15 protein-coding genes and 4 tRNA genes are annotated in these 19,722 nt (G+C 63.7%); 7 read left to right on the forward strand and 12 right to left on the reverse strand.

What is annotated here, in order from left to right; genetic code table 11:
- Window positions 1–6: 6 nt before the first annotated feature.
- Both ACYOEI_RS00785 and ACYOEI_RS00790 read left to right on the forward strand, forming a co-directional pair.
- Window positions 7–1,305, forward strand: coding sequence for a M48 family metallopeptidase (locus ACYOEI_RS00785; protein WP_462847343.1), 1,299 nt, complete (start codon window positions 7–9; stop codon window positions 1,303–1,305).
- A 507-nt stretch (window positions 1,306–1,812) separates the two neighbouring features.
- Window positions 1,813–4,560 carry an MMPL family transporter gene (locus ACYOEI_RS00790; protein ID WP_462847344.1) on the forward strand — a complete coding sequence of 916 codons (2,748 nt, stop codon included), beginning with the start codon at window positions 1,813–1,815 and terminating at the stop codon, window positions 4,558–4,560.
- Window positions 4,561–4,596: 36 nt separating this feature from the next.
- On the opposite strand, the gene ACYOEI_RS00795 is transcribed toward ACYOEI_RS00790, so the two are convergent.
- Complete coding sequence (locus ACYOEI_RS00795; RefSeq protein WP_462847345.1) at window positions 4,597–5,166, reverse strand: elongation factor P; 570 nt, start codon at window positions 5,164–5,166, stop codon at window positions 4,597–4,599.
- A 257-nt stretch (window positions 5,167–5,423) separates the two neighbouring features.
- Between ACYOEI_RS00795 and rnc the strand changes: the two genes are divergently transcribed.
- The 3 genes from rnc (at window position 5,424) to deoC (ending at window position 8,409) form a co-directional block, all read left to right on the forward strand.
- The gene (gene rnc, locus ACYOEI_RS00800; RefSeq protein ID WP_462847346.1) at window positions 5,424–6,149 is read left to right on the forward strand and encodes a ribonuclease III; all 726 of its coding nucleotides are present in this window, start codon (window positions 5,424–5,426) and stop codon (window positions 6,147–6,149) included.
- Window positions 6,150–6,301: 152 nt separating this feature from the next.
- Window positions 6,302–7,582, forward strand: coding sequence for a hypothetical protein (locus ACYOEI_RS00805; protein ID WP_462847347.1), 1,281 nt, complete (start codon window positions 6,302–6,304; stop codon window positions 7,580–7,582).
- An 83-nt stretch (window positions 7,583–7,665) separates the two neighbouring features.
- The gene (deoC, locus tag ACYOEI_RS00810; RefSeq protein ID WP_462847348.1) at window positions 7,666–8,409 is read left to right on the forward strand and encodes a deoxyribose-phosphate aldolase; all 744 of its coding nucleotides are present in this window, start codon (window positions 7,666–7,668) and stop codon (window positions 8,407–8,409) included.
- A 186-nt stretch (window positions 8,410–8,595) separates the two neighbouring features.
- Here deoC and ACYOEI_RS00815 read toward each other — a convergent pair.
- The 6 genes from ACYOEI_RS00815 to ACYOEI_RS00840 all read right to left on the reverse strand — a co-directional run bounded on the left by ACYOEI_RS00815 (window position 8,596) and on the right by ACYOEI_RS00840 (window position 14,977).
- Window positions 8,596–8,670, reverse strand: a tRNA-Pro gene (locus tag ACYOEI_RS00815).
- Window positions 8,671–8,713: 43 nt separating this feature from the next.
- On the reverse strand, window positions 8,714–9,142 hold the full coding sequence (locus ACYOEI_RS00820; protein WP_462847349.1) for a response regulator: 429 nt from the start codon (window positions 9,140–9,142) through the stop codon (window positions 8,714–8,716).
- Window positions 9,143–9,155: 13 nt separating this feature from the next.
- A complete protein-coding gene (locus tag ACYOEI_RS00825) occupies window positions 9,156–9,863 on the reverse strand; it encodes a histidine kinase (RefSeq protein WP_462847350.1) in 708 nt (235 codons plus the stop codon).
- Between the two features lie 689 nt (window positions 9,864–10,552).
- Entirely contained in the window at window positions 10,553–11,443 is an 891-nt protein-coding gene (locus ACYOEI_RS00830) for a ParB/RepB/Spo0J family partition protein (RefSeq protein ID WP_462847351.1), read from the reverse strand.
- Between the two features lie 433 nt (window positions 11,444–11,876).
- Window positions 11,877–13,232, reverse strand: coding sequence for a nicotinate phosphoribosyltransferase (locus ACYOEI_RS00835; RefSeq protein ID WP_462847352.1), 1,356 nt, complete (start codon window positions 13,230–13,232; stop codon window positions 11,877–11,879).
- The gene (locus tag ACYOEI_RS00840; protein WP_462847353.1) at window positions 13,229–14,977 is read right to left on the reverse strand and encodes an ArnT family glycosyltransferase; all 1,749 of its coding nucleotides are present in this window, start codon (window positions 14,975–14,977) and stop codon (window positions 13,229–13,231) included. The genes ACYOEI_RS00835 and ACYOEI_RS00840 overlap by 4 nt, the downstream gene beginning before the upstream one ends.
- A gap of 259 nt (window positions 14,978–15,236) precedes the next feature.
- Here ACYOEI_RS00840 and ACYOEI_RS00845 point away from each other — a divergent pair, with 259 nt between their 5' ends.
- On the forward strand, window positions 15,237–16,187 hold the full coding sequence (locus tag ACYOEI_RS00845) for a histone deacetylase family protein (protein ID WP_462847354.1): 951 nt from the start codon (window positions 15,237–15,239) through the stop codon (window positions 16,185–16,187).
- Between the two features lie 312 nt (window positions 16,188–16,499).
- Here the strand turns inward: ACYOEI_RS00845 and ACYOEI_RS00850 are convergent.
- A tRNA-Glu gene (locus tag ACYOEI_RS00850) sits at window positions 16,500–16,574 on the reverse strand.
- Window positions 16,575–16,850: 276 nt separating this feature from the next.
- On the opposite strand from ACYOEI_RS00850, the gene ACYOEI_RS00855 reads away from it, so the two are divergent.
- A complete protein-coding gene (locus ACYOEI_RS00855) occupies window positions 16,851–17,420 on the forward strand; it encodes a DJ-1/PfpI family protein (protein ID WP_462847355.1) in 570 nt (189 codons plus the stop codon).
- A 160-nt stretch (window positions 17,421–17,580) separates the two neighbouring features.
- Here ACYOEI_RS00855 and csrA read toward each other — a convergent pair whose 3' ends face one another.
- The 4 genes from csrA to ACYOEI_RS00875 form a co-directional block, all read right to left on the reverse strand.
- Window positions 17,581–17,790, reverse strand: a complete 210-nt coding sequence (gene csrA, locus ACYOEI_RS00860) for a carbon storage regulator CsrA (RefSeq protein WP_462847356.1) — start codon at window positions 17,788–17,790, stop codon at window positions 17,581–17,583.
- Between the two features lie 546 nt (window positions 17,791–18,336).
- Window positions 18,337–19,080 (reverse strand): RNA polymerase sigma factor, encoded by a 744-nt coding sequence (locus tag ACYOEI_RS00865; RefSeq protein ID WP_462847357.1) that lies wholly within the window; start codon window positions 19,078–19,080, stop codon window positions 18,337–18,339.
- Window positions 19,081–19,275: 195 nt separating this feature from the next.
- A tRNA-Arg gene (locus tag ACYOEI_RS00870) sits at window positions 19,276–19,349 on the reverse strand.
- A 44-nt stretch (window positions 19,350–19,393) separates the two neighbouring features.
- Window positions 19,394–19,467 (reverse strand) — tRNA-Arg (locus ACYOEI_RS00875).
- Between the last annotated feature and the right edge of the window lie 255 nt (window positions 19,468–19,722).

The raw sequence follows: 19,722 nt of genomic DNA on the forward strand, positions 1-19,722 counted from the left end.
CGCCCGATGAAGCTGTCCCTGCCCGTCCTCGCCTTGATCCTCTGCGCGGCTGGTTCCCTCGGGGCCGATGCTCCCGAGACGAATGTGCGACCCGATCCCCCGTCCTTGAAGCGACAGGCCGACGAGTTGGTTCCCGTCGACGTGCCGGAAGCGACGCCCCTCGCCTTGCGGTTCTACCGCTCGGGCAACTGGCTTTGGGCCTTCGGACAGGCCTGGAGCCTGTCGATCCCGACGGTGCTCCTTCTCACGGGAATCTCGGCCAAGCTCCGGGACGTCGCCCGGCGACTCGGACGGGTCTGGTTCCTCACGTTCCCGATCTATCTCGTCCTTTATCTCGCCCTCGACTTCGCGATCGACTTCCCCCTGCACTACTACCGCGGGTATGTCCGACTGCACGAGTATGGACTCTCGAATCAAACCTTCGCCAAATGGCTCGGCGACTCCCTGAAGGGCCTAGGGATCTCGGTGGTCGGGGGGTGCCTTTTCGCGTGGGTCCCCTTCGCTCTGCTGGCTCGCAGGCCGAAGCGTTGGTGGCTCGACACCAGCTTGCTGACCGTGCCGTTTCTCTTCTTCGTCGTGCTCGTTCATCCCTTATGGATCGACCCGCTCTTCAACGAGTTCGGGCCGATGAAAAACCAAGCGCTCGAGCACGAGATCCTCGCCCTCGCGAAACGCGCGGGGATCGATGGGAGTCGGGTCTTCGAAGTCGAGAAGAGCGTCGATACCAAGGCGATGAACGCTTATGTCACGGGGTTCCTCGGGAGTAAGCGGGTCGTCCTCTGGGACACCCTGCTCGCCAAACTCAACGACAAGGAGGTGCTCGGGGTCATGGGTCACGAGATGGGACACTACGTCCTGGGACACATCCCTCGCTCCATCCTCCTCTCGTTCTTCGTCACTCTGGCCAGCCTTTTCTTCGTGGATCGTGCGGGTCGCTGGCTGGTCTCGAAGTACTCCGGCAGGTTCGGCTTCGATCGCCTCTCCGACGTCGCTTCGATCCCCCTCCTGCTCTTGCTCCTCCACGTCTCAACGCTCGTTCTCGGCCCGGTCACCAACATGTACAGCCAGGCCCAGGAACACGAGGCCGACCAATTCGGACTCGAGGTCACGCGCCTCAACCGATCGACAGCGCTCGCCTTCGCGAAGCTTCAGCGCGAAAATCTCGCGAATCCACGTCCCGGACTGCTTTTCAAGCTCTGGCGATCGACCCACCCCAGCATCGCCGATCGCATCGAGTTCTGTAACCGCTACCATCCCTGGACGACGGGCGAACCCCTCCGTTTTTCGAATTGGTTGACACCCTAATCACGCCTCAGGGGACTTACGACCACACGTAGGATGGACGGCGACGACCCGCAGGAAGAGTCGAAGGCACGTCACACGCCGATGAGCCGAGACTTTAAGAGATCAAGTCCGGTGCGGTGCGGTCGTGACGAATCCGACGATCCGCGTGCGATGGACGGGCCGGAGAAGCTCTTGCAGAAATCGAGGCACCGACGCCATGATTTCTCAATTGCGCATCGACGCCATGAGTCGCAGCGTCGAGGGATCTCGAGTAGATCGTGCGTGATCGAGCTTTTCAGGCCATCGCCAGGGGATGGAATGGTGCGTCGGCCCACGCGGGCTTTCGCGACCGATGGCTTCCCGACGAGGCGCCAGGTCGATAACCGGCCGGCCTCCTGCCACAACCCTCAAGTCGCTCGCGACGGACTCGGGCGACGACAGAACGTGTGACCTGCGACGGTCGTCGTTCGATCCCTACCTCCCAGGTGTGCCCCCCGCCGAGCGCCACGGATTGAGGAGTCTGCCGCGATGGCCTTGGAAAATCTGCGCTCGATCGTCGGACGACGCCCGACCTGGATCATTGTGGGTTGGCTCGCCTTGGCCGTGGGCGTGGGCATTGCCGCTCCGGATCTCTCTCGAGTGACGGCCGAGGGGCAGACCCGACTGCTCGGCCCCGACTCCGAGAGTCTCCACGCCGAGGCCATCATCCACCAGGCTTGGCCCGACCGGACGCACGGCTCGATGGCCGTCGCCGCCCTCCATCGTCCCGAAGGCTTGACCGCCAATGACCGGGCGTTCGCGAAACGCCTGGCCGGGCACTGGCAGAGCGACGGACCCTCGGGCGAGATCCTCCGGGTGCTCGGCCCCGATTCCGCGAAAGAGATCGCCGATCGACTGACGAGCAAGGATCGGACGATGCAGCTCATCGCCGTCCCGCTCGCGAGCATGTTCGTCTCACCGAAAGCCCATGACGCGGTCGCCTGGCTCCAATCCTGGGACAAGGATCCCGGCCTCGCGGCCCCGGCTGGCCTGGAAGTCCATTGGGCCGGCGACGCCGTGACGGGACGAGACTACATGGAGAACGTCCAGACCTCGCTCGATCGCGCGGCCGTGGTGACGGTGATCCTCCTCTTGATCGTCCTGCTGATCGTCTATCGATCGGCCTGGCTCGCCCTCATCCCGCTCGTGACAATCGGAGTCAGCCTGATCATCTCCCGGGGGCTCCTCGCCTGGTTGATGCTCGCGGGTTGGGAGATCTCCCCTCTCGCCGAGTTGTTCCTCGTGGCGCTCCTGTTCGGCACCGGGACGGACTTCTGCCTCTTCATCTCCTGGCGATACGGCGAGCACTTCGACGCGGACGACCCGGTTCGCGCGATGTCTGTCACGCTCCGGAAATCGTTCCTCGCCCTCATCACGAGCGCCGGCACGGTGATCATCGGCCTCGCCCTGATGGGGACGACCCGCTTCAAGCTCTTCTCCAGTACGGGCCCGAGCGTCGCGGTCGGCCTCGTCCTGACGTTGGCGGCGACCCTGAGCCTCACCCCCGCCCTGCTCGTGGTCCTGGCCCGGCTTCGTCCGCAAGCCTTCTCGGGGCTCACCGCCCCGTCGTCGGGATTCTGGGGACACCTCGGCCGCCGGGCGATGGCCCGACCGGTCTTGAGCTGGCTGGCCGCACTCGCCCTGATGACCCCGCTGGCGCTTCTGAGCCTTCGCACCTCCTTCGTGCAGGACCTGATGGGAGAGCTCCCGAAGTCGACACCCTCGAGCCGTGTCTTCCATTCGATCGCCTCGAAGTTCGGGCCCGGTTTCGTCGCTCCCCTCTCGGTTGTGCTCGAGTCGGACACGGACCTCCATCAATCGGCCGGCCTCGCGCTGATCGACGACATCAGCCGACTTCTCGCCCACCAGCGTCGCCTCCTCGAGGTCCGCTCCGCGACCCAGCCCTTGGGGAGCCCAGCACCTCTCGCTCGGGCTCGACTCGACTCGAGGCTTGGCGAGGTGAATGTCGGGTTCGCTCGGATCTCGCAAGGGGCCGGCCAACTCCAGAAAGGCCTGACGGAAGGCGCGGCCAAACTCCGAGCGGCACTCTGGCTCGAGGAGAAGCTGGCCCGTTCTTCGTCCCCTCGCCGCCCGACCGAAGGGACCGTAGCGTCGCAGCCCTCGACGAGTCAGGAGCGAGGCAAGGTCGACACGGACGTCGGACGGGTCTCGACCGATTTCCTCGGCGTCGGGAAGGCGTCACGCTGGCTCGGCCTTTCCTCGTCACCGAGCCGCCCCGAGACCAAGGACACGCCGACGAACGAGTCCGCCAAAGCCACGATGCTCCGTGACTTGACCCGTGCCGCGGAGGGCATTTCGCTGATTGCCCAGGGCGCCGAACAGGCACACCGCGAGGTCACCACGATCCTCGACGATCCCGTGGGACGTCGAGCCCTCGACCGGCTGCTGATCACCTCCGAGACGGTTCGGGACCACCCGGAGTTGAACGCGAGCTTTAATGCTTATATCACCCCGGACGGGCACCAGGCCCGGATCGACCTGACCCAGGCCGATCGAGTCTTCTCCGCAGGGGCGATGGACCAGGTCCTAACCCTCCGCAAGAGGCTCGACGACTATCTTGGTGAAGTCGAGGGGATGTCGGTGAAGGCGAGCCTCACCGGTGCGAATGCCGAGTCGGCGGATATCCGGGAGATGACGCGGTCCGACCAGTTCCGAAGTTGGTTCGTGATCCCGCTCGGGGTCTTCCTCGTCCTGCTCGTCGCGCTCCGCGACCCGCTGGCGTGCTTCAACCTCGTCGGGACGATGCTGTTGACCTACGCCTTCGCCCTCGGGGCGACTCACCTGGTTTTCGTCACGGGGCTCGGACTCGAAGGGCTCGACTGGAAGGTCCCGTACTTCCTCTTCGTGCTCCTGGTCGCGATCGGCGTCGACTACAACGTCTTCCTGATGGATCGAGTTCGTCAGGAAACGGAGACCCTCGGCCCGAGGATGGGCATCATTCGGGCGATCGGGCGGACGGGCGGCCTGATCACTTCCGCCGCGGCGATCACGGCGTGCAGCTTCGCGTCGTTCCTGTCGAGCCCCTTGGTCTCGCTCCGACAGCTTGGGTTCGCGCTCGTCGTCGGCATCCTGCTCGACGCGCTCCTCGTCCGCCCGCTCCTCGTCCCTTGCGGACACTGGCTCCTCACTCGTGGGCGGCCCGACCGCCGACCGGCGCGACCGGCTCGGCCCTCCCCTGCCCTGGAGGTCGGGTCCGTCCTCCAATACGCCGAGTGAGGCCGGACCCAACCACAGTCATTCGCTCCGGCGTTCTCAGTTCGCGCGGCCGAGGTAGTCGCCGGTGCGCGTGTCGACCTTGACGGTGACCCCGCCGTCGAGGTGTTCCGGGACCTGGATCACATGCCCCGTCGACAGGGTAGCGGGCTTGGTGCGCCCCGTCGCCGAGTTGCCCCGGACGCCGGGCGCCGTGTCGGTGATCGGGAGCTCGACGGTGTCGGGCAGCTCGATCGCGATGACCTCGTCGTCGACCACCAAGGCCTCGACCCCTTCCATGTTCTCCGTCATGTAAGGGAGCTGGTCGCGGAGCTCGTCGGGCGAGAACGAGAACTGGTTGTAGTCCGCCGAGTCCATGAAATGGCAGCCGTCCGGATCCCGGTAGAGGTACTGGATCGGGCGACGCTCGAAGCTGGACTCGTTGAGTCCTTCGGTCCCCTTGTAACTCTTCTCGACCCGGTTCTTGGTCTTGAGATTCCGCGCCTTGATCTTGTAGAGGGTCGCGGCCCCTCGAGCCGACGGAGTCTGGACCTGAATGTGCTCGATCATGTGCGGGGCGCCGTCGATCTCGACGACCATTCGGCGCTTGAAGTCTTTGGCGGGAACCACGGCGGCCAATCCTCCGGCCCCTCGCGTTCGAAGCGAGGGGCACGACGCGTTTACGATAGAATGTCCGGATGCCTCGATCCGCACATCATAACGACGGGCCCGGCGGAGGGTCAAAGCGCCAGGGTCGTCCTGACGGAAGCTGACTCCCGACGCGGGGTAAGGCGCGACGCCTTGTCGACGCGTGGTTGACAGGTGTGATCTCCAGGGATAGCCTGGGAGACTGGTTGCAACTCTTTATGCGCCTTGTTGGTGCGATCATGCCCGATCCGACTCGACGCGACGAGATGAACACCCTTGACCACTGCCAAGAGGTGCTTCACTATCGCTTCCGCGATCCCACCTACCTCCAAGAGGCGTTGACCCACGCGTCGGGCGCCAATCATCGACTCGTCTCGAACGAACGGCTCGAGTTCCTCGGTGACGCGATCCTGGGCGCGATCGTCTGCGAGGTCCTGTTCCGGAAGTTTCCGGAGTATCTCGAGGGGGACCTGACTCGGATCAAGTCTGTGGTCGTCTCACGCCGCACTTGCGCCAAGATCTCGCAGAGGCTCGGTCTCGACGCCTTCCTCGTGCTTGGAAAGGGGATGGGAGGTCAGGACGAGACACCCTCCTCCGCGCTCGCCGACGTCTTCGAAAGCCTGATCGGCGCAATCTACCTCGACGGGGGGATGGAGGCCGCCCAGCAGTTCATCCTCAGGCACATTGAGGCGGAGATCGAGGCGACGGTCGGCGGCCAGGGCGGCATCAACTACAAGAGCAACCTCCAGCAAGTGGCCCAGCGCCAGTTCGGCGAGACACCGACGTACCTCTTACTCGACGAGAAGGGCCCCGACCACTCGAAGTGCTTCAAGATCTCGGCACAGATCGGTCGGCAGAGCTACGCCCCGGCCTGGGGCCGGAACAAGAAGGATGCCGAGCAGAGGGCGGCGATGAATGCCCTTTGCCAGCTCGCAGGCGAGGCCGTCCCGTTCGAGTCGGATTGACTTGGATCGATTTGGAACGGTCGAAGGCGAGGCGCCTTGCGGCCCTCCATGGACGTTCGTAAGATTTCCCCTCGAGGCGAGGATCGCCCGCCCCGCGGGATCTGGCAGCGAGTCTTCGCCTTTTCGACTTCGCTGGGAAGAGAGAGGATTCCGTGAGCGGCCCTTCGCTCGTCATCGACCTCGGGGTCGGCCCCGTCGTTTGGTTGTTCCTGTCGCTGCTCGGCTGCGTGACGTTCTTCTTCAAGTTCAGCCGAGTCTGGAGCGTACGGAACCTCGACTTACTCCTGCTCTTCACGCTCGCCCCAGGGATGATGATCCTCGTCGGGAACGGGCATCGCCAACCCTGGATCGCGTTCGTCTGGCTCTTCCTCGGGTCGATCCTCTGGCTCGTCCGCTGCCTCGTCGACCTCGGCCTGACTCGTCGCCCGCTGCTCGAACCGAATATGAACGCCGCGGGTTTGGCGTGTCTGTCGATCGGCGTCCTCGGCTTACTCCTCGTGGAAACGGTCAGTCTCCCGGTGGATGAAGGGGCGGCGCGGAACCCTGCGGACCCTGTCGGCCGGGCTGATCCGCCGCCTGCCGGTTCGCTCGACGCGAATCACGCCTTGAACCAGGTGTTGAGCGCCACGTCCCTGACCGACAAGATCACGGATCGAAGGCCCCAGGTGATCCTCTCGAGGGTCCTGGCCAGCCTGGCGCACCTCGGCCTCGTCGCCTCGTTGTTCATCGTGGGGTGGAAGCATTTCGAACGCCCCATCGCGGGGCTGGCCGCCGTGACCTGCTACTTGATTTCCCCATACACTCGGATCGCGCTCGTCGATAGCGGGCAAGTCGTCCCCGCTGCGCTCATCGTTGCGGCGCTCGCCGTCTATACGCGACCGATGATCGCCGGCGGACTGATCGGCCTTGCGGGAGGCTGGATGCCCGCGTGCCTGGGGCTGATCCCGCTCTGGTGCGGCTTCTACCGAGGCCGGGGGATGATCCGCTTCGGGTCGATCGGACTCGGGGTCGTCACGATCTGCGGAGTCGTCGGGGCGCTGATCCCCGGCCTCGCCGGGTGGGCTCGTGCCCTCGGCTCTAGGAGTCTGGCCGAAGCCGGGATGTTGCCTGGAATCGAGGCCCCGCTCACCGGCAGCTTCTGGGCGGGGATCGACGCCAGCTATCGGCTCCCGGTGCTGATCAGTTACATCGCCTTCGTCATCATCATCACGATCTGGCCGTCGGAGAAGAACCTCGGCGAGTTGATCTCGCTGTCGGCAGCGATCCTGGTCTCCAGCCAGTTCTGGTATCTCGACGAAGGGGGGACGCTCGTCCTGCTCTACCTCCCTCTCGTCCTGTTGATGATGTTCCGACCGAACCTGGCCTCGAAACGCGCGACCCCGACACCCCGGAGATCCAGGGATTCGCGCCAGTCGCTCAACCCCGTCCGGTGATCGAGCCAGTCGAATCCCGTCGCCCCCTCCCCCTCCAAGACACGCGGCCTCGACCTCTCCCCTGCCCCAGGAGCTGACCTCCCATGCAACTCACGTATGAAACGATCGCCAAGCGGATCGATCACTCACTCCTCGGGCCCACGCTGACCCACATCGAGCTCGACGAGGGGTGCCGACTCGCCGCGCAATACCAGGTGGCCAGCGTCTGCATCAAGCCGTACGCCGTCGCCCGTGCGGCCGAGTTGCTTCGAGGCACGGGTGTCTTCGTCGGGACGACCATCGGGTTCCCTCATGGCGGCCACTCGACCGAGGTGAAGGTCTTCGAGTCTCGGCGGGCACTGGCCGACGGTGCGACTGAGCTCGACATGGTCATCAACATCGGCGAAGCCATCGCCGGGCGTTGGGATGTAGTGCGTAACGACATCGCCGAGGTCACCAAAGTGGCCCACGAGGGCGGAGCGATCGTGAAGGTGATCTTCGAGAATTGCTACCTCAACGACGAGCAGAAGACCCGGCTCTGCGAGATCAGCGGAGAAATCAAGGCCGACTATGTCAAGACCTCGACCGGCTACGGCACCGGTGGCGCAACCCACGAAGACCTGATCCTGATGCGTCGGGCCTCGCCGCCGCACGTGAAGGTCAAAGCGGCCGGCGGCGTACGTGACCTTGACTCCGCGATTGCGGTCGCCGAGCTCGGTTGCGATCGGATTGGAGCGAGTCGAACCGCCGAAATCCTCGACGAGCTCAAGGTCAGGCTGGGATTGGCCACGCCGAGGGCTGACAGTGATCGTGCGCCTCGCCAAGCCTCGACCCAAGGCGGATACTGACCCCGTCGCCGAGACTTACGGATTGGGCGCGTCCCCGCTCGATCCTGGCGTCTGCGAAGCGAGCGAACTCGATCTCGGTTCCACGTGAAACGGGCCCGGAAGTGCCGGGCCCGTTGGCGTTTCATTCAGGTTTGCATACGAGACTTCGTTGAGCGTACTTTCTTACCGCTCGACGAAGTTCCCAAGTCGGGGCGACCAGATTCGAACTGGTGACCTCCTGCTCCCAAGGCAGGCGCGCTAACCAGGCTGCGCTACGCCCCGATCAGTTGGACTTACGCATGGTAAGGTGAGGTTGGGAGCCAGGTCAAGTCCGGCTCGATAATCCGTGCGGAGGCATCAGGCGGTCGATCCACGAGAGGAACCGCTCGATGTCGACCGGTTTTGAGAAAACCGTCGCGAAACTCCGCTTCAACTGGACGAGCTCCAGGTCGCCGAGAGCCTGCCCGGTCATCAAGAGGATCGGGACCGAGGGGAATCGCGTCTTCATCCAGGTGGCGAGGCCGCGACCGTCGAGGTTGGGCATCGACAGGTCCGTCACGACGACCTGGGGCCTCCGCTCCTCGCAAAAGCTCAGGGCTTCGGTCGCGCAGTGGGCGAGGGAACACGAATACCCTGCCCCTTCGACGACCTGCTTGAGGAAACTCACGCTCGACCGGTCGTCGTCGACCAGCAAGACATAGGGCCGCTCCGGACGTGGGCGGATCGTCAGCATCGAGGCGGTGAGGCTGAGCATGGGTGCGGACTCATCATCGAGGTCGGAAGTCGAGGGGCCAGCGGATTTCGAGGTGATTGGCTCCCGGAGCCACGTGCGTGATCGAACCGCCGTGGGCGGAGACGACCCGAGCGAGCAGCGGGAATGCGAACGCGTTGGTCTCGTTCTTTGACGTGGAATCCGCGAGAGAATCGTCGAGGCCGCTCTCCTCCCATACGATGACGAATTGTCCGCCCTTCGCGACCCAACTTAGCCGTACGTGGCTGTCCAACGGCCCGCACTCGGAACGCCAGGCGACGAAGGCATCGAAGGCTTCCCCCAGACGGGTCGAATCGAACTGACCGACGGCCGGCTCTTCTGGCCCGATCATCTCGAAGGTCCGATTCCTCGACGCGAACGCCGATGTCCATGACGCTCGGCGGTCGTCGAAGAGGAGCGCGAGCGAGCCGACCATCGGCGAGAGGGTCATCGGCCGGCAGATCGACTGCAATCGCTCGAACAACCGTTCAATCTTCTGATATCCCGGCTCGAAATGGGACCACGTTTCGGGTGAACCCCCCGACTGGTCGCGCCGGGCGAGATAGAGGCTGAGCTTCAGCGAATTCAAGATGTTGCGACCCTGGTGACAGTAGCTCCCGACGATCCGATGCAAGTAGCACACCTGCTCGGGATCCGAAGCAATCTGCACGAGGGCACTCGCCAGATCGGATCCAGCCCGCTCCTCGACACTCAGCAATTCCATGCGCGAGTCAATTCCTAGGGCGAATGCCAGTTCGGCGGATCGGGTTCGTGACGTTCGATCGGATCGACGGTGGGATCAGCTCTCCCCCCATTTAGCAAAGCGAATGCCATCTGTGCTGGGGAAACAGGGCCAGGTAGCAACCTAGTTCTGGGAACCATCTTCGAAGGTGACCGTGGAGAAAAATCGACGTCACGACCCGTGCCGAAGCCGGAAGGCGTATTCTCTTTTTCGACGGCATCCCCCGAGAAATGGGAAGCCAAGTCGCGATCTCGGGCCGAATTCAAACCGGGGTTTCGTCGCGTCCCCCTTCTCGACCCGAAGCCGGCTCCCCACTCCGGATACCATCCGGAGCGATTGCATCGAGTTCACCTGTGTTCAAGAGGACACAAATCATCGATCGTCGAAAGGTGCGTTGACCATTTCGAGAGATGATCCAAGGTACCAGGAGGATCCACGTCTCGAGGACGCGATCGGACGATCCGGCGCCGTTTGGAGGAGGACGGAGAAGAGACGAGGATGGCCCGATCGAATGGGGGAGGGCGTTGAGATGAGGGGGTCGAAGGCCGAACTCGCCGCGGAAAGAACGGTGAGGTGGATCGAAGCTGTCTCGGGAAAGGAAAACCCGGCGTGAAGACTCGGCCTCACACCGGGGGAAATGGTCATCGGAGGGTTGGTCGGCCGGTCAGGCATCACCCGCGGATGAGCCCTGTAACGCGCTCGAATTCTTCCTGCGAGTTGAAGTCGATGACGATCTGGCCACGGTCGCGACTCTTCACACGAATCAGGACCGGCGTCCCGAACCGGGTGTTGAGGTGCTGTTCGAGCTCGACGAAGTGCGGGGCCCGCGCCGCCGTCGAGGAGGCGAGGTGTCCGGGATCCTTGCGGATCCGAGACTTCGCCGGGGTCGGCTCCCCGGTCGCGACGAGCGCCTCGGTTTGGCGGACCGAAAGGTTTTCCTCGATCACCCGCTCACACGCCGCGCGTTGCTGATCCGCGTCGGACAGGCCGAGGAGGGCTCGGGCGTGGCCTTGCGAGATCTTCTTGCTGCGGACCGCATCCTGGACCTCTTCCGGGAGCTCGAGCAGGCGGATCAGGTTCGCGATCGTCGAACGATCGAGACCGAGCCGTTTGGCCAGGTCCTCCTGGGTCCCGCCGTAGCGGAGCAGGTAGTCGCGGAAGGCGACGGACTTCTCGATCGCGTTGAGATCCTCACGCTGGAGGTTCTCGACCATCGCCAGCTCGTTGACGCGCTGGTCGTCGAGATCCATCACGCGGGCGGGGACCTCGCGGAGGTGGGCCTCGATGCTCGCGCGGAGCCGACGCTCGCCGGCGACGAGTTGGTAACGATCGTCGACCGCCCGGACCAGGATCGGCTGGAGCATACCGTGCTGGCGGAGCGAGTCGGCCAGGGCGGCGATATCTTCGGCGTCGAATTGACGGCGGGGTTGAAACGGGTTCGGGTCGATCTGATCGACGGCGATATAGGTCAAGTCATTCGTGTCGACGGAGACGGGATCGAAACCGCCTTCCTCGCGGCCGAGCAAGGACTCCAGGCCGCGTCCAAGACGTCGCTTATTCACCTTCGATGACCTCCTTGACAAGTTCCGTGAGGGCCCGACTCCGCGGGCCCTCGGCGTGTCGGAGCACGCCGACTCCGTGACTCGTCGGCTCACTGCCCGGGACTTCGCTCGGGACGTCGGCCTCGAAGGCCTCGCCATTTCGAAGTTCCTGCTGATTTCATCGTCCGCTCGAGCGGAAACCTCTAGCGTCGTCGCAAAGAGCGTTTCCCCAGGATCGCAAACTTCCCCTCCCCTGCCCTCTTCTCCAGGTCCAAATCACACCCGCAAACTCCGATTCGACCTCGAAGACGATGCTCGGGTGTTCCCAACCTTTTCGAGCATCCCGGGCGGTGGTGCTCGGCGTGAGCCATCAACACGAGACGCACTCCGGTCCCGGTCGCGATGAGCGCGTTCTCAGAACAAGTGAGGACGAGCCGTCCAAATCCGCGAGGGGTCAGGACCGATGACCGAGTTCCTCGGCCGCCGCCTGCAGTCTTGCGCTGACGACGACCGGGTAAGTCGGAGTCTCGTCGAGGTCGCGGAGCGTTTCCGGGAGCGATTCGAGTTGAACACGGCAATGCGCGCGAATCTCTTCGAGCCTGGGATAGGTCCCGACGAGTCGCCCCTCTCGAATCATCGGCACGAGCAAAGCCTCGCCCTCCGATGATTCGTCCGATTGCGTGACGCGGTCCTCCAAAAATCGACCGTCGTCCTCTCGTATTCGGAAGACCTGTTTGGCGAAGGGATAGGTCGCCTTCCCCGGACTTCGCTTGAGTCGCCCCTTCCCGTCGAGCTCGACGAGCTTATAAACGAGCGAGAGAGCCGGGGCGTCCCGACTGGTGATGAGCTCGGTCCCGACGCCGAACGCATCGAAAGGTACACCTCGCTCGACGAGCGAGCGGATGGAACGCTCGTGGAGGTCGCCGCTGCCCACGATCCTGACCTGGGGTCGTCGAAGCTCATCCAGAAGGGCTCTGGCCCGGAACGCCTCCTCCGCGAGGTCTCCGCTGTCGATGCGGATGGCCTGGACCGGAGGTTCGATCGCCGCCGCATGGCGGACTCCCTGCTCGACATCGTACGTATCGACGAGGAGCGTGGTCGCGTCCGGGAAGTGTCCGGCGAAAGCCGTGAAGGCTTCGGCCTCCGTCTCGAACGACTGGACCCAGGAATGCGCCATGGTTCCGACGCAAGGGATGCCCAGACGTCGTGCTGCCTCGACGTGGCTCGTCCCCGATGCGCCTGCGATCCACGACGCTCGGGCCGCTAGGAAGCCGGCAAGGGGCCCCTGCCCTCGTCTCGCCCCGAAGTCGAAGACGGGCCGGCCGCTCGCGGCATGGACGACGCGTGCGGCCTTGGACGCCACCAAAGTCGGGTATCCGAGCGTCGCGAGGAGAAACGTCTCGATCCACTGCGCCTCGAGCAGCGTCGCCTCGACGCGAACTAGGGGTTCTCCCGCGAAGACCACGCTCCCCTCGGGGATTGCCCAGAGGTCTCCCGTGAACCGAAGCGTCCTGAGGCGGTCGAAGAACCGAGGGTCGGTCCTCGAGAAGGCTGGCCAATCTCGTAGCGAGTCGATCTGTTCCGGCGAAAAGGCCAGGTTGAGGAGGTCCGCGATCGCCTGCTCGAGGCCCGCGAAGACCAGATAAGAGCGGTCCTGCGGCAACCGCCTTACGAACACCTCGAACGTGGCCCGCTGGCGATCTTTTCCCAAGGCGGCGTAACCCGCCATCATCGTCAACTGATAAAGATCCGTCACAGGACCCAACGCGTTCGGGTCGGGCCAGAGCGGGCTCGGCGGTTCGGATCTCACGGGGAAACTCCCGGCTTCCCTGGTGTGGTGTTGGGCAAAACGCGTCGGAGTAACACCAGGAATAGGCCACCTGACGAGTTCGTTCCGAACGCCGATCGCGGTTCGACGTCGAGACGAGTCACCGGGTCGAGCTCGAGCGCTCGGCTCGAAACGGTTTCCCAATCACGAAATTTAGCCCGTGCCGAGGCGAGATCCTTCTCCTGGAGGAGCTGGACCTCGTCGATTAGGGCAAAATCATGAACTTGTGTGTTGGCAAGAATCGAGTCCAGGTCGGGATGCAGTTGGATCGGTCGCTGACTCACGAGAGCGAGATAGAAAAGCACCGGTCGGCGAGCCAGGACCTGCACGCCCCTCCCCCCTGCCGCCTTCGAAGTCTCCATTCCCTGCGCAGCCTGCGTGACGGCCAGCTTCAGCCCATCCGTTGGGCCGAAGACTTGCGAGATCGGGAACGGTCGCGCGTGCGTCATACGTTCGGTCAGGATCCCGAAGATCGCGCAGACTCCGACCGCGAGTAGGAAAGCGCGTGGCAACGACGTCGAACGCCGTGCGGACTCCTTCAAAGAATCCAAGTGGCCGAGCACGTCGAGTCCTCGAGCGAGGAACAACCATCCCACCGCATGGAGCGGGAGCCAGAGTCGCGCGTATGGGTGGTAAAACGGCGTCAAGACCGACATGACGAGCCACCAAACAGCGAGGATTCGCGCCGCCGGGCGTCGGTCGAGAAGAAGGTTTGGCATGAGCGCAAGACTAACCCACCACGCAAGAGTCGGCAGCAACCCCAGGACGAGCGAACCCACGCATAGCTCGATCCAAGGTCGGAGTCTTCCCCACCGACTCGGCTTCGAGTCGGTGGAGGTCGCCGAAGTCGACCACTGACGCACGCACCAGACCACAATCCAGGTCAGGACTCCCCAGGCCGCTCCACCCGACAGGGCGACCGCCTGAGCCTGCTGCGTGTTCCAGTGCGGCAGCCAGGTCTTGGGACCGCCGAGATAGCTCTGGTGGTGTCGAACGAGGGCGTCGTAACCCCCATGCCGCTCAACGAACATGAACCAGGGCCAGTAGACGACGAGGGCGACCCCGACGGCGATGAGACCGAACCCGAACGTCCGTGGCCAGGTGTCGCGACGACGATCGGCCTGGCAAACGACGAGGCCGAGGACGGCGGTCAGCACGACGATCGCCCCCGCGAGCCAACCGTTGTACTTGGTCATCTGAGCGAAGCCGATGGCCAGTCCCAGGGGAATCGCCCGACGGAGCCGAGGCCGTTCGAGGAACCTCCCGCCAAGCCCGATGACCAGGCTCCACGCGAGAAGCAATGGGACGTCGGTCAGCGCTTTGCGTGAGAACGCGATGTGAGCAATGGAAACACCGGCCAAAGCCGCCGCGGTCACGCCCGATCCCGGTCCGAAGGCCCGACGGCCAAGCCATGCGATCACGGGGATGAGGGCGACTCCACAAAGCGTTGAGACCAGGATCGCCGAAACATCGGCCACACCGATCACGCTGTAACCCAATCCGATCAGGATCGGGAAGCCGGGCGGGGCGTACGGGACCACCATCGGGTCGATCCCGGTCAAGCCGCCGGGACGAATCGCCCAGAGGCCTGACAGGGCGTAAACACCCTCATCGAAATGGGTAAGGCCGAGACGGCCGATCGCCCAGAACCGGAAGATTGCCCCGAGGCACGTTACGGCGATCACCGCCAGGATTTCCCGCCTGGTCGACTGCTCCAAGGGTCTCATGCGAGGATCTTAACCGAACCGGGACCGGATCTCATCCCCAGCGCCGACCGTCCCGAGTTCCTGTCGTTGCGGGTTCCACGTGGAACGGCGAGGGGCGACCGTCGACGAGGCAACGAGTGTCGATGTGCCCCTGCCCTCGTCCGCAGGCATTCCGGGGAACTCAACGTTTGACGAACAACGTGTTGGAACCTTAGGCTCCGTGCTGAGGAAGGAACGACACGTCAGGGCCGGTCGAATTTGCCGAGGGGAGATGTTGGAGATGGTCATCCTGTACTCGGACCGTCGAATGCTGGAGCACAGCCCGCCTCCCCGACATCCGGAGCGGCCCCAGCGTCTCGAGACGGTCCTTAGGCACCTGGACCGGACAGGCCTCTCTCAGGTCTGTCCGGCCGGGATCGTCCGGGAGGCCACGCGCGAGGAACTGGCGCGGGTCCATTCCGAGGGATACATCGACCAGCTCATTGAGTACGAAGGAGAAGGCGGCGGGCCCATCGAGGCGGACACCTGGATCAATGCCGGCTCGACGCGAGCCGCCCGCCTCGCCGCAGGCGCCTCGGTCGAGGCCGTCGAAGCGGTCCTCAAGGAGCCAGGACAGGGCAAACGCGCCTTCTGTGCCGTGCGGCCCCCCGGACACCACGCGAGGCCCGACGAGCCTATGGGGTTCTGCCTCTTCGGTAACGTCTCCGTCGCGGCGGCCCATGCCCTTGAGCGCTTCGAGCTCGACCGGGTCCTGATCGTCGACTTCGACGTCCACCATGGTAATGGCACTCAGGAGATTTTCTACGAGGATCCTCGCGTGGCGTTTCTCTCGATCCACCGGTACCCGTTCTATCCGGGGACCGGGGCGGCTGACGAGACGGGGACAGCCGCTGGGTTGGGTGCGACGCGGAACATCCCCCTACCCTTCGGGATTTCACGCCTCGAGTATCTTTCGGCCTTTCGGCGCGGCTTGGAGTCCGTCGCGGATCAGGTCCGACCCGAACTCGTGATCGTGAGCGCGGGTTTCGACGCGCACGTCGAGGATCCTGTAGGAAGCCTCGGACTCGAGACCGAAGACTTCGAGTCGATCACGCAGGCGATCGTCGACGTCGCCGAAACGCACGCCCAGGGCCGGATCGTCAGCGTCCTGGAAGGCGGCTATAATGTCTCCAGACTTGCGGGCTGCGTGGAAGTCCACCTCAGGGCGCTCGGCGCTGACACCCTCCGCTGAACCGAGCCACAATCCATCAACCGAGACGCGTCGAGCTACTCCTACCATCCGACCGCTGGAGGCCGCCAACCTATCGTTGGGTGAGTGACTTCGCTCTGGCCAGACTACACCTTGGAAACAGGCCCTTGAGCTCGTTGCCGGCGTTGGCGTCCGCGTGCTCGTGACAGCCGTAGCGATCACCACCCGGCCAATCTCGACGTCCGGTGCGGATCCATTGAGACTAGCCTAAAACGAAAAGAGCCCGGCCTTTTCAAGGCCGGGCTCCTGGTGATCGTTGATGAGGTCGCAAACACCCCATCCGCTTCGACGAAATGACCCTGACGGGATTCGAACCCGTGTTGCATGCGTGAAAGGCATGTGTCCTAGACCAGGCTAGACGACAGGGCCGTCGCACGTCTGACGCGAACTACTGTAACGAGAGCACACGGGGAGGGTCAACCCCGGTTCGACGGGATCTCACGAGGCGAGCCCAGGGACCAAGCCATTTAGACATGACTTGCTAGCTTTGCGCGAGCTAACAAGGCGACTCGTCTCGGTCCTACGTTCGGATTGCCAAGCGAGGGACTGATCCCGGCGGGTTGCGGACGCACACACGTGTCGTTAGCTTAGGTGCGATGCGGACGTCTCGAGAGTCGCGGCCGAGGACGGGAGAGTGTCGTCGCCATGCTCAAGTTCTTGTTACTCACCGGCGATGCGGGCGAAGCCCAGGAGATCTATTACGCGAAGTATCGTCTAGAGGAGGAAGGCTGGACGGTCCACATCGTCGCTCCCGAGAAGCGGGTCTTCCATTCGGTCGTCCACGACTTCGAACCCGGCTTCGACACATACACCGAGAAACCTGGGTATCGGGTTCAGGCCGACCTCGGCCTCGATGACGTCGAACCCGGTGCCTACCATGGCCTCGTCCTCCCGGGCGGCCGCGCACCGGAGTATCTGCGAAACCGACCGAAGGCGGTCGCCATCGTTCGCCACTTCCTCGAAGCCGGCAAGCCGATCGCCGCGAACTGCCACGGCCCGTTGCTCATCTTGGCCGCGGGCGGTGGCAAGGGTAAGACGATGACTTGCTACCCGGAACTCGAGCCGGACTTGAAGGCCGCTGGAGTCGAGTTCGTCAATCGCGACGTCGTTGTCGACGGTCCCATCATCTCGGTGCGTGGATGGCCCGACAATGGTCCGTGGATGCGAGAATTCGTCCGGGTCGTGAAGAGCTTCGAAACCTCGCGCAGCACATGACGAAGTCTCGTCGCGATTACAGACCCGATGCGGTTGGGAAATGCGCATGAAGACTCTGTACCGATCCCTTTTGGGGAACGCCCGAATCTAACGCATTCTCGAGAATTGGATCGCTAACGCGGAACGGACGAGGGTGGGAAAGAATCGGAGGGATCGGGGATCACGCTTCCGGCGAAAAGGCCGTCGGTCCGTGATCGTGCGCCTTGGCCTGGTTCTGGATCGCTTCGTAAACTTCGCGTCGGTGAACGGTCACATCCTTGGGCGCTTCAATTCCGAGGCGCACCTTATCACCTCGAATCTCGATCACGGTGACCGTGATATTGTCGTGGATGATGATGCTTTCGTTCTTCTTCCGGGAGAGAACCAGCATCGCCACTCCTCTCTGAGGTCAACGAAGCTCGTCAGGTACGTGAATAAAACGGGACAAGCCTGCCCCAAATCACGTGAGGAACTGGGATTGACGCCAAGCCTGAAACTCTTGACATCTCCACTACAACTCTAACTCCTGAGTGGCGACGGTCAAGGGGGGCGGAAAAATCCCGTCCTCGCGATTAGGGAAATCGGGGCATTTTCGAGGTGGGAAGGCTGGGGAATTCGCGGGAGAGGCCAGTGGCGCATGCCTCGTCACGCCTTGATCAGGGGTGTGCCGCGGCCTTTTCGACACCCGATCCGTGGAGAGAGTCCGCACGGACGTTCCCGTCCACGCGCACGGATTCGTCACGAAGTCTTCTACCGGAAGACGCTGCACGGTTGCCCCGGTCGCCAGAGAGACGTCGCGGCGAGGGCCGAGGGCAACCATGGGCTCGTCCACATGCGGGACGAAAGCCCAGGCCAAGTGCACCCCACTTCCCGTGAGGTATCCCTATCCGCGCACGACAACCCGTAACGGGGACCGTTGGGTCCGGCTGAGCCATCGCTAGCTGTCGGAGTCGCTCGAGTATCGACGGTAGAGGTTGCCCAACCCCAGGTCAAAGATCTCGGCCTCGATGTCCTCCGGCTCGGCCGGATGAATCGTCTCTTTGAGTTCGAGGATGAGGAGCTCGAGGAATTTAGCCCGAGCGCGCTGGAGCGTCTTGCGGAAAGCCTCGGGACTGATCGGCGAATGATTTTGCTGGCTCAGTTGCTGGGCGAGTTCGTCGATCGACGCCTTGGGGTTTCCCACGCGAAGGTGCAGGACGCTGGCGTATCGGTTCTTGGGCGTGTTGACTTCGTATGTATCAAGTCGCAACCACACGCGTTTGATGACCGCCTCGCGCCAGACGCGATCGTAGTCCGCGTCGGGACTCGCCGGGTCGAGCAGGTCGCCGGAGGGAAGCGGCTGGAGTTTCCGGGTGCGAAAGTGATCGATGATGAGGCGATGCAGGACGGTCCGGAGATAGTCGCGGAACCGCCCCTTATTGTTGTCCGCCCCCGCGAGCTTGTGAGTCAGGAGCTTCGTCCAGAATTCCTGAAACACCTCGTCGGCGAGGTTACGGTCGCGCAACTTCAGCCGGAGGTAGCGCTCGACGGCGTCGTGATAGCGACCGATGAGCTCGCCCATGGCCGCCTGGCCGACGGGGCCTGGGCAGTGGGCATTGCGAATGGTGGTCCAGCTCGTTTCGAGATCGGTCAGGTTTTCACCCGCCGTCGGCGGGGTCGCCCCACGATCGGGGAGGTCCATGGGCAGGTCCGCCTCGATAAAGATCGTGCCGGGCGGTTCCCGGACGTTTCACGTGGAACTCGGCAGGCCCCTCAACAGGGAGGAGGCCCTTAAAGCGTTATGAAATCCGACTTCACCACTCCTGTCAAGATCCTAACCCGAGGAGGAGTGAGCATTCGGCGAAGGTTGGAATCTCCGACCAGAAGTCGTCGGAAGTACGCCCGGCAGGACTCGAACCTGCGACCGACGGTTTAGAAAACCGTTGCTCTATCCAGCTGAGCTACGAGCGCAAGGATCTCTCGAGTCGAGCCAAGGACCTAACCCGAGAGAAGAATGCGCCCGGCAGGATTCGAACCTGCGGCCTGCGGTTTAGGAAACCGCCGCTCTATCCACCTGAGCTACGGGCGCGGACGACTTGAGGACCGCCCGATTGTGCTCCAAGCGGCGGCGTGCTGTCAACCGCGGAGCTGACGGGACCCCTCCTTTCTGAACGGTTTGCATTTTCCGCGAGCCCAACCTTGACCCTCGCGCCCTAAACTTCAATGGTGAGGCCGGGTCTGGTCGTTCAGGTGTGCCCGATCCTCGATGGCCATTGGCCGCGTCGAGTCGTCGGGTTCCCCATTCGAGCCCGTTCCGACCTCGCTGATCCGGTCGCGAGGATGA

This window comes from Singulisphaera rosea (assembly GCF_054877945.1).

Coding starts and splice junctions, on each gene's coding strand:
- deoC (WP_462847348.1), top strand. CDS start 7,666: ATGCAACTCACGTATGAAACGATCGCCAAGCGGATCGATCACTCACTC.
- ACYOEI_RS00825 (WP_462847350.1), bottom strand. CDS start 9,863: ATGGAATTGCTGAGTGTCGAGGAGCGGGCTGGATCCGATCTGGCGAGT.
- rnc (WP_462847346.1), top strand. CDS start 5,424: ATGCCCGATCCGACTCGACGCGACGAGATGAACACCCTTGACCACTGC.
- csrA (WP_462847356.1), bottom strand. CDS start 17,790: ATGCTGGTTCTCTCCCGGAAGAAGAACGAAAGCATCATCATCCACGAC.
- ACYOEI_RS00785 (WP_462847343.1), top strand. CDS start 7: ATGAAGCTGTCCCTGCCCGTCCTCGCCTTGATCCTCTGCGCGGCTGGT.
- ACYOEI_RS00820 (WP_462847349.1), bottom strand. CDS start 9,142: ATGCTCAGCCTCACCGCCTCGATGCTGACGATCCGCCCACGTCCGGAG.
- ACYOEI_RS00865 (WP_462847357.1), bottom strand. CDS start 19,080: ATGGACCTCCCCGATCGTGGGGCGACCCCGCCGACGGCGGGTGAAAAC.
- ACYOEI_RS00855 (WP_462847355.1), top strand. CDS start 16,851: ATGCTCAAGTTCTTGTTACTCACCGGCGATGCGGGCGAAGCCCAGGAG.
- ACYOEI_RS00790 (WP_462847344.1), top strand. CDS start 1,813: ATGGCCTTGGAAAATCTGCGCTCGATCGTCGGACGACGCCCGACCTGG.
- ACYOEI_RS00845 (WP_462847354.1), top strand. CDS start 15,237: ATGGTCATCCTGTACTCGGACCGTCGAATGCTGGAGCACAGCCCGCCT.
- ACYOEI_RS00840 (WP_462847353.1), bottom strand. CDS start 14,977: ATGAGACCCTTGGAGCAGTCGACCAGGCGGGAAATCCTGGCGGTGATC.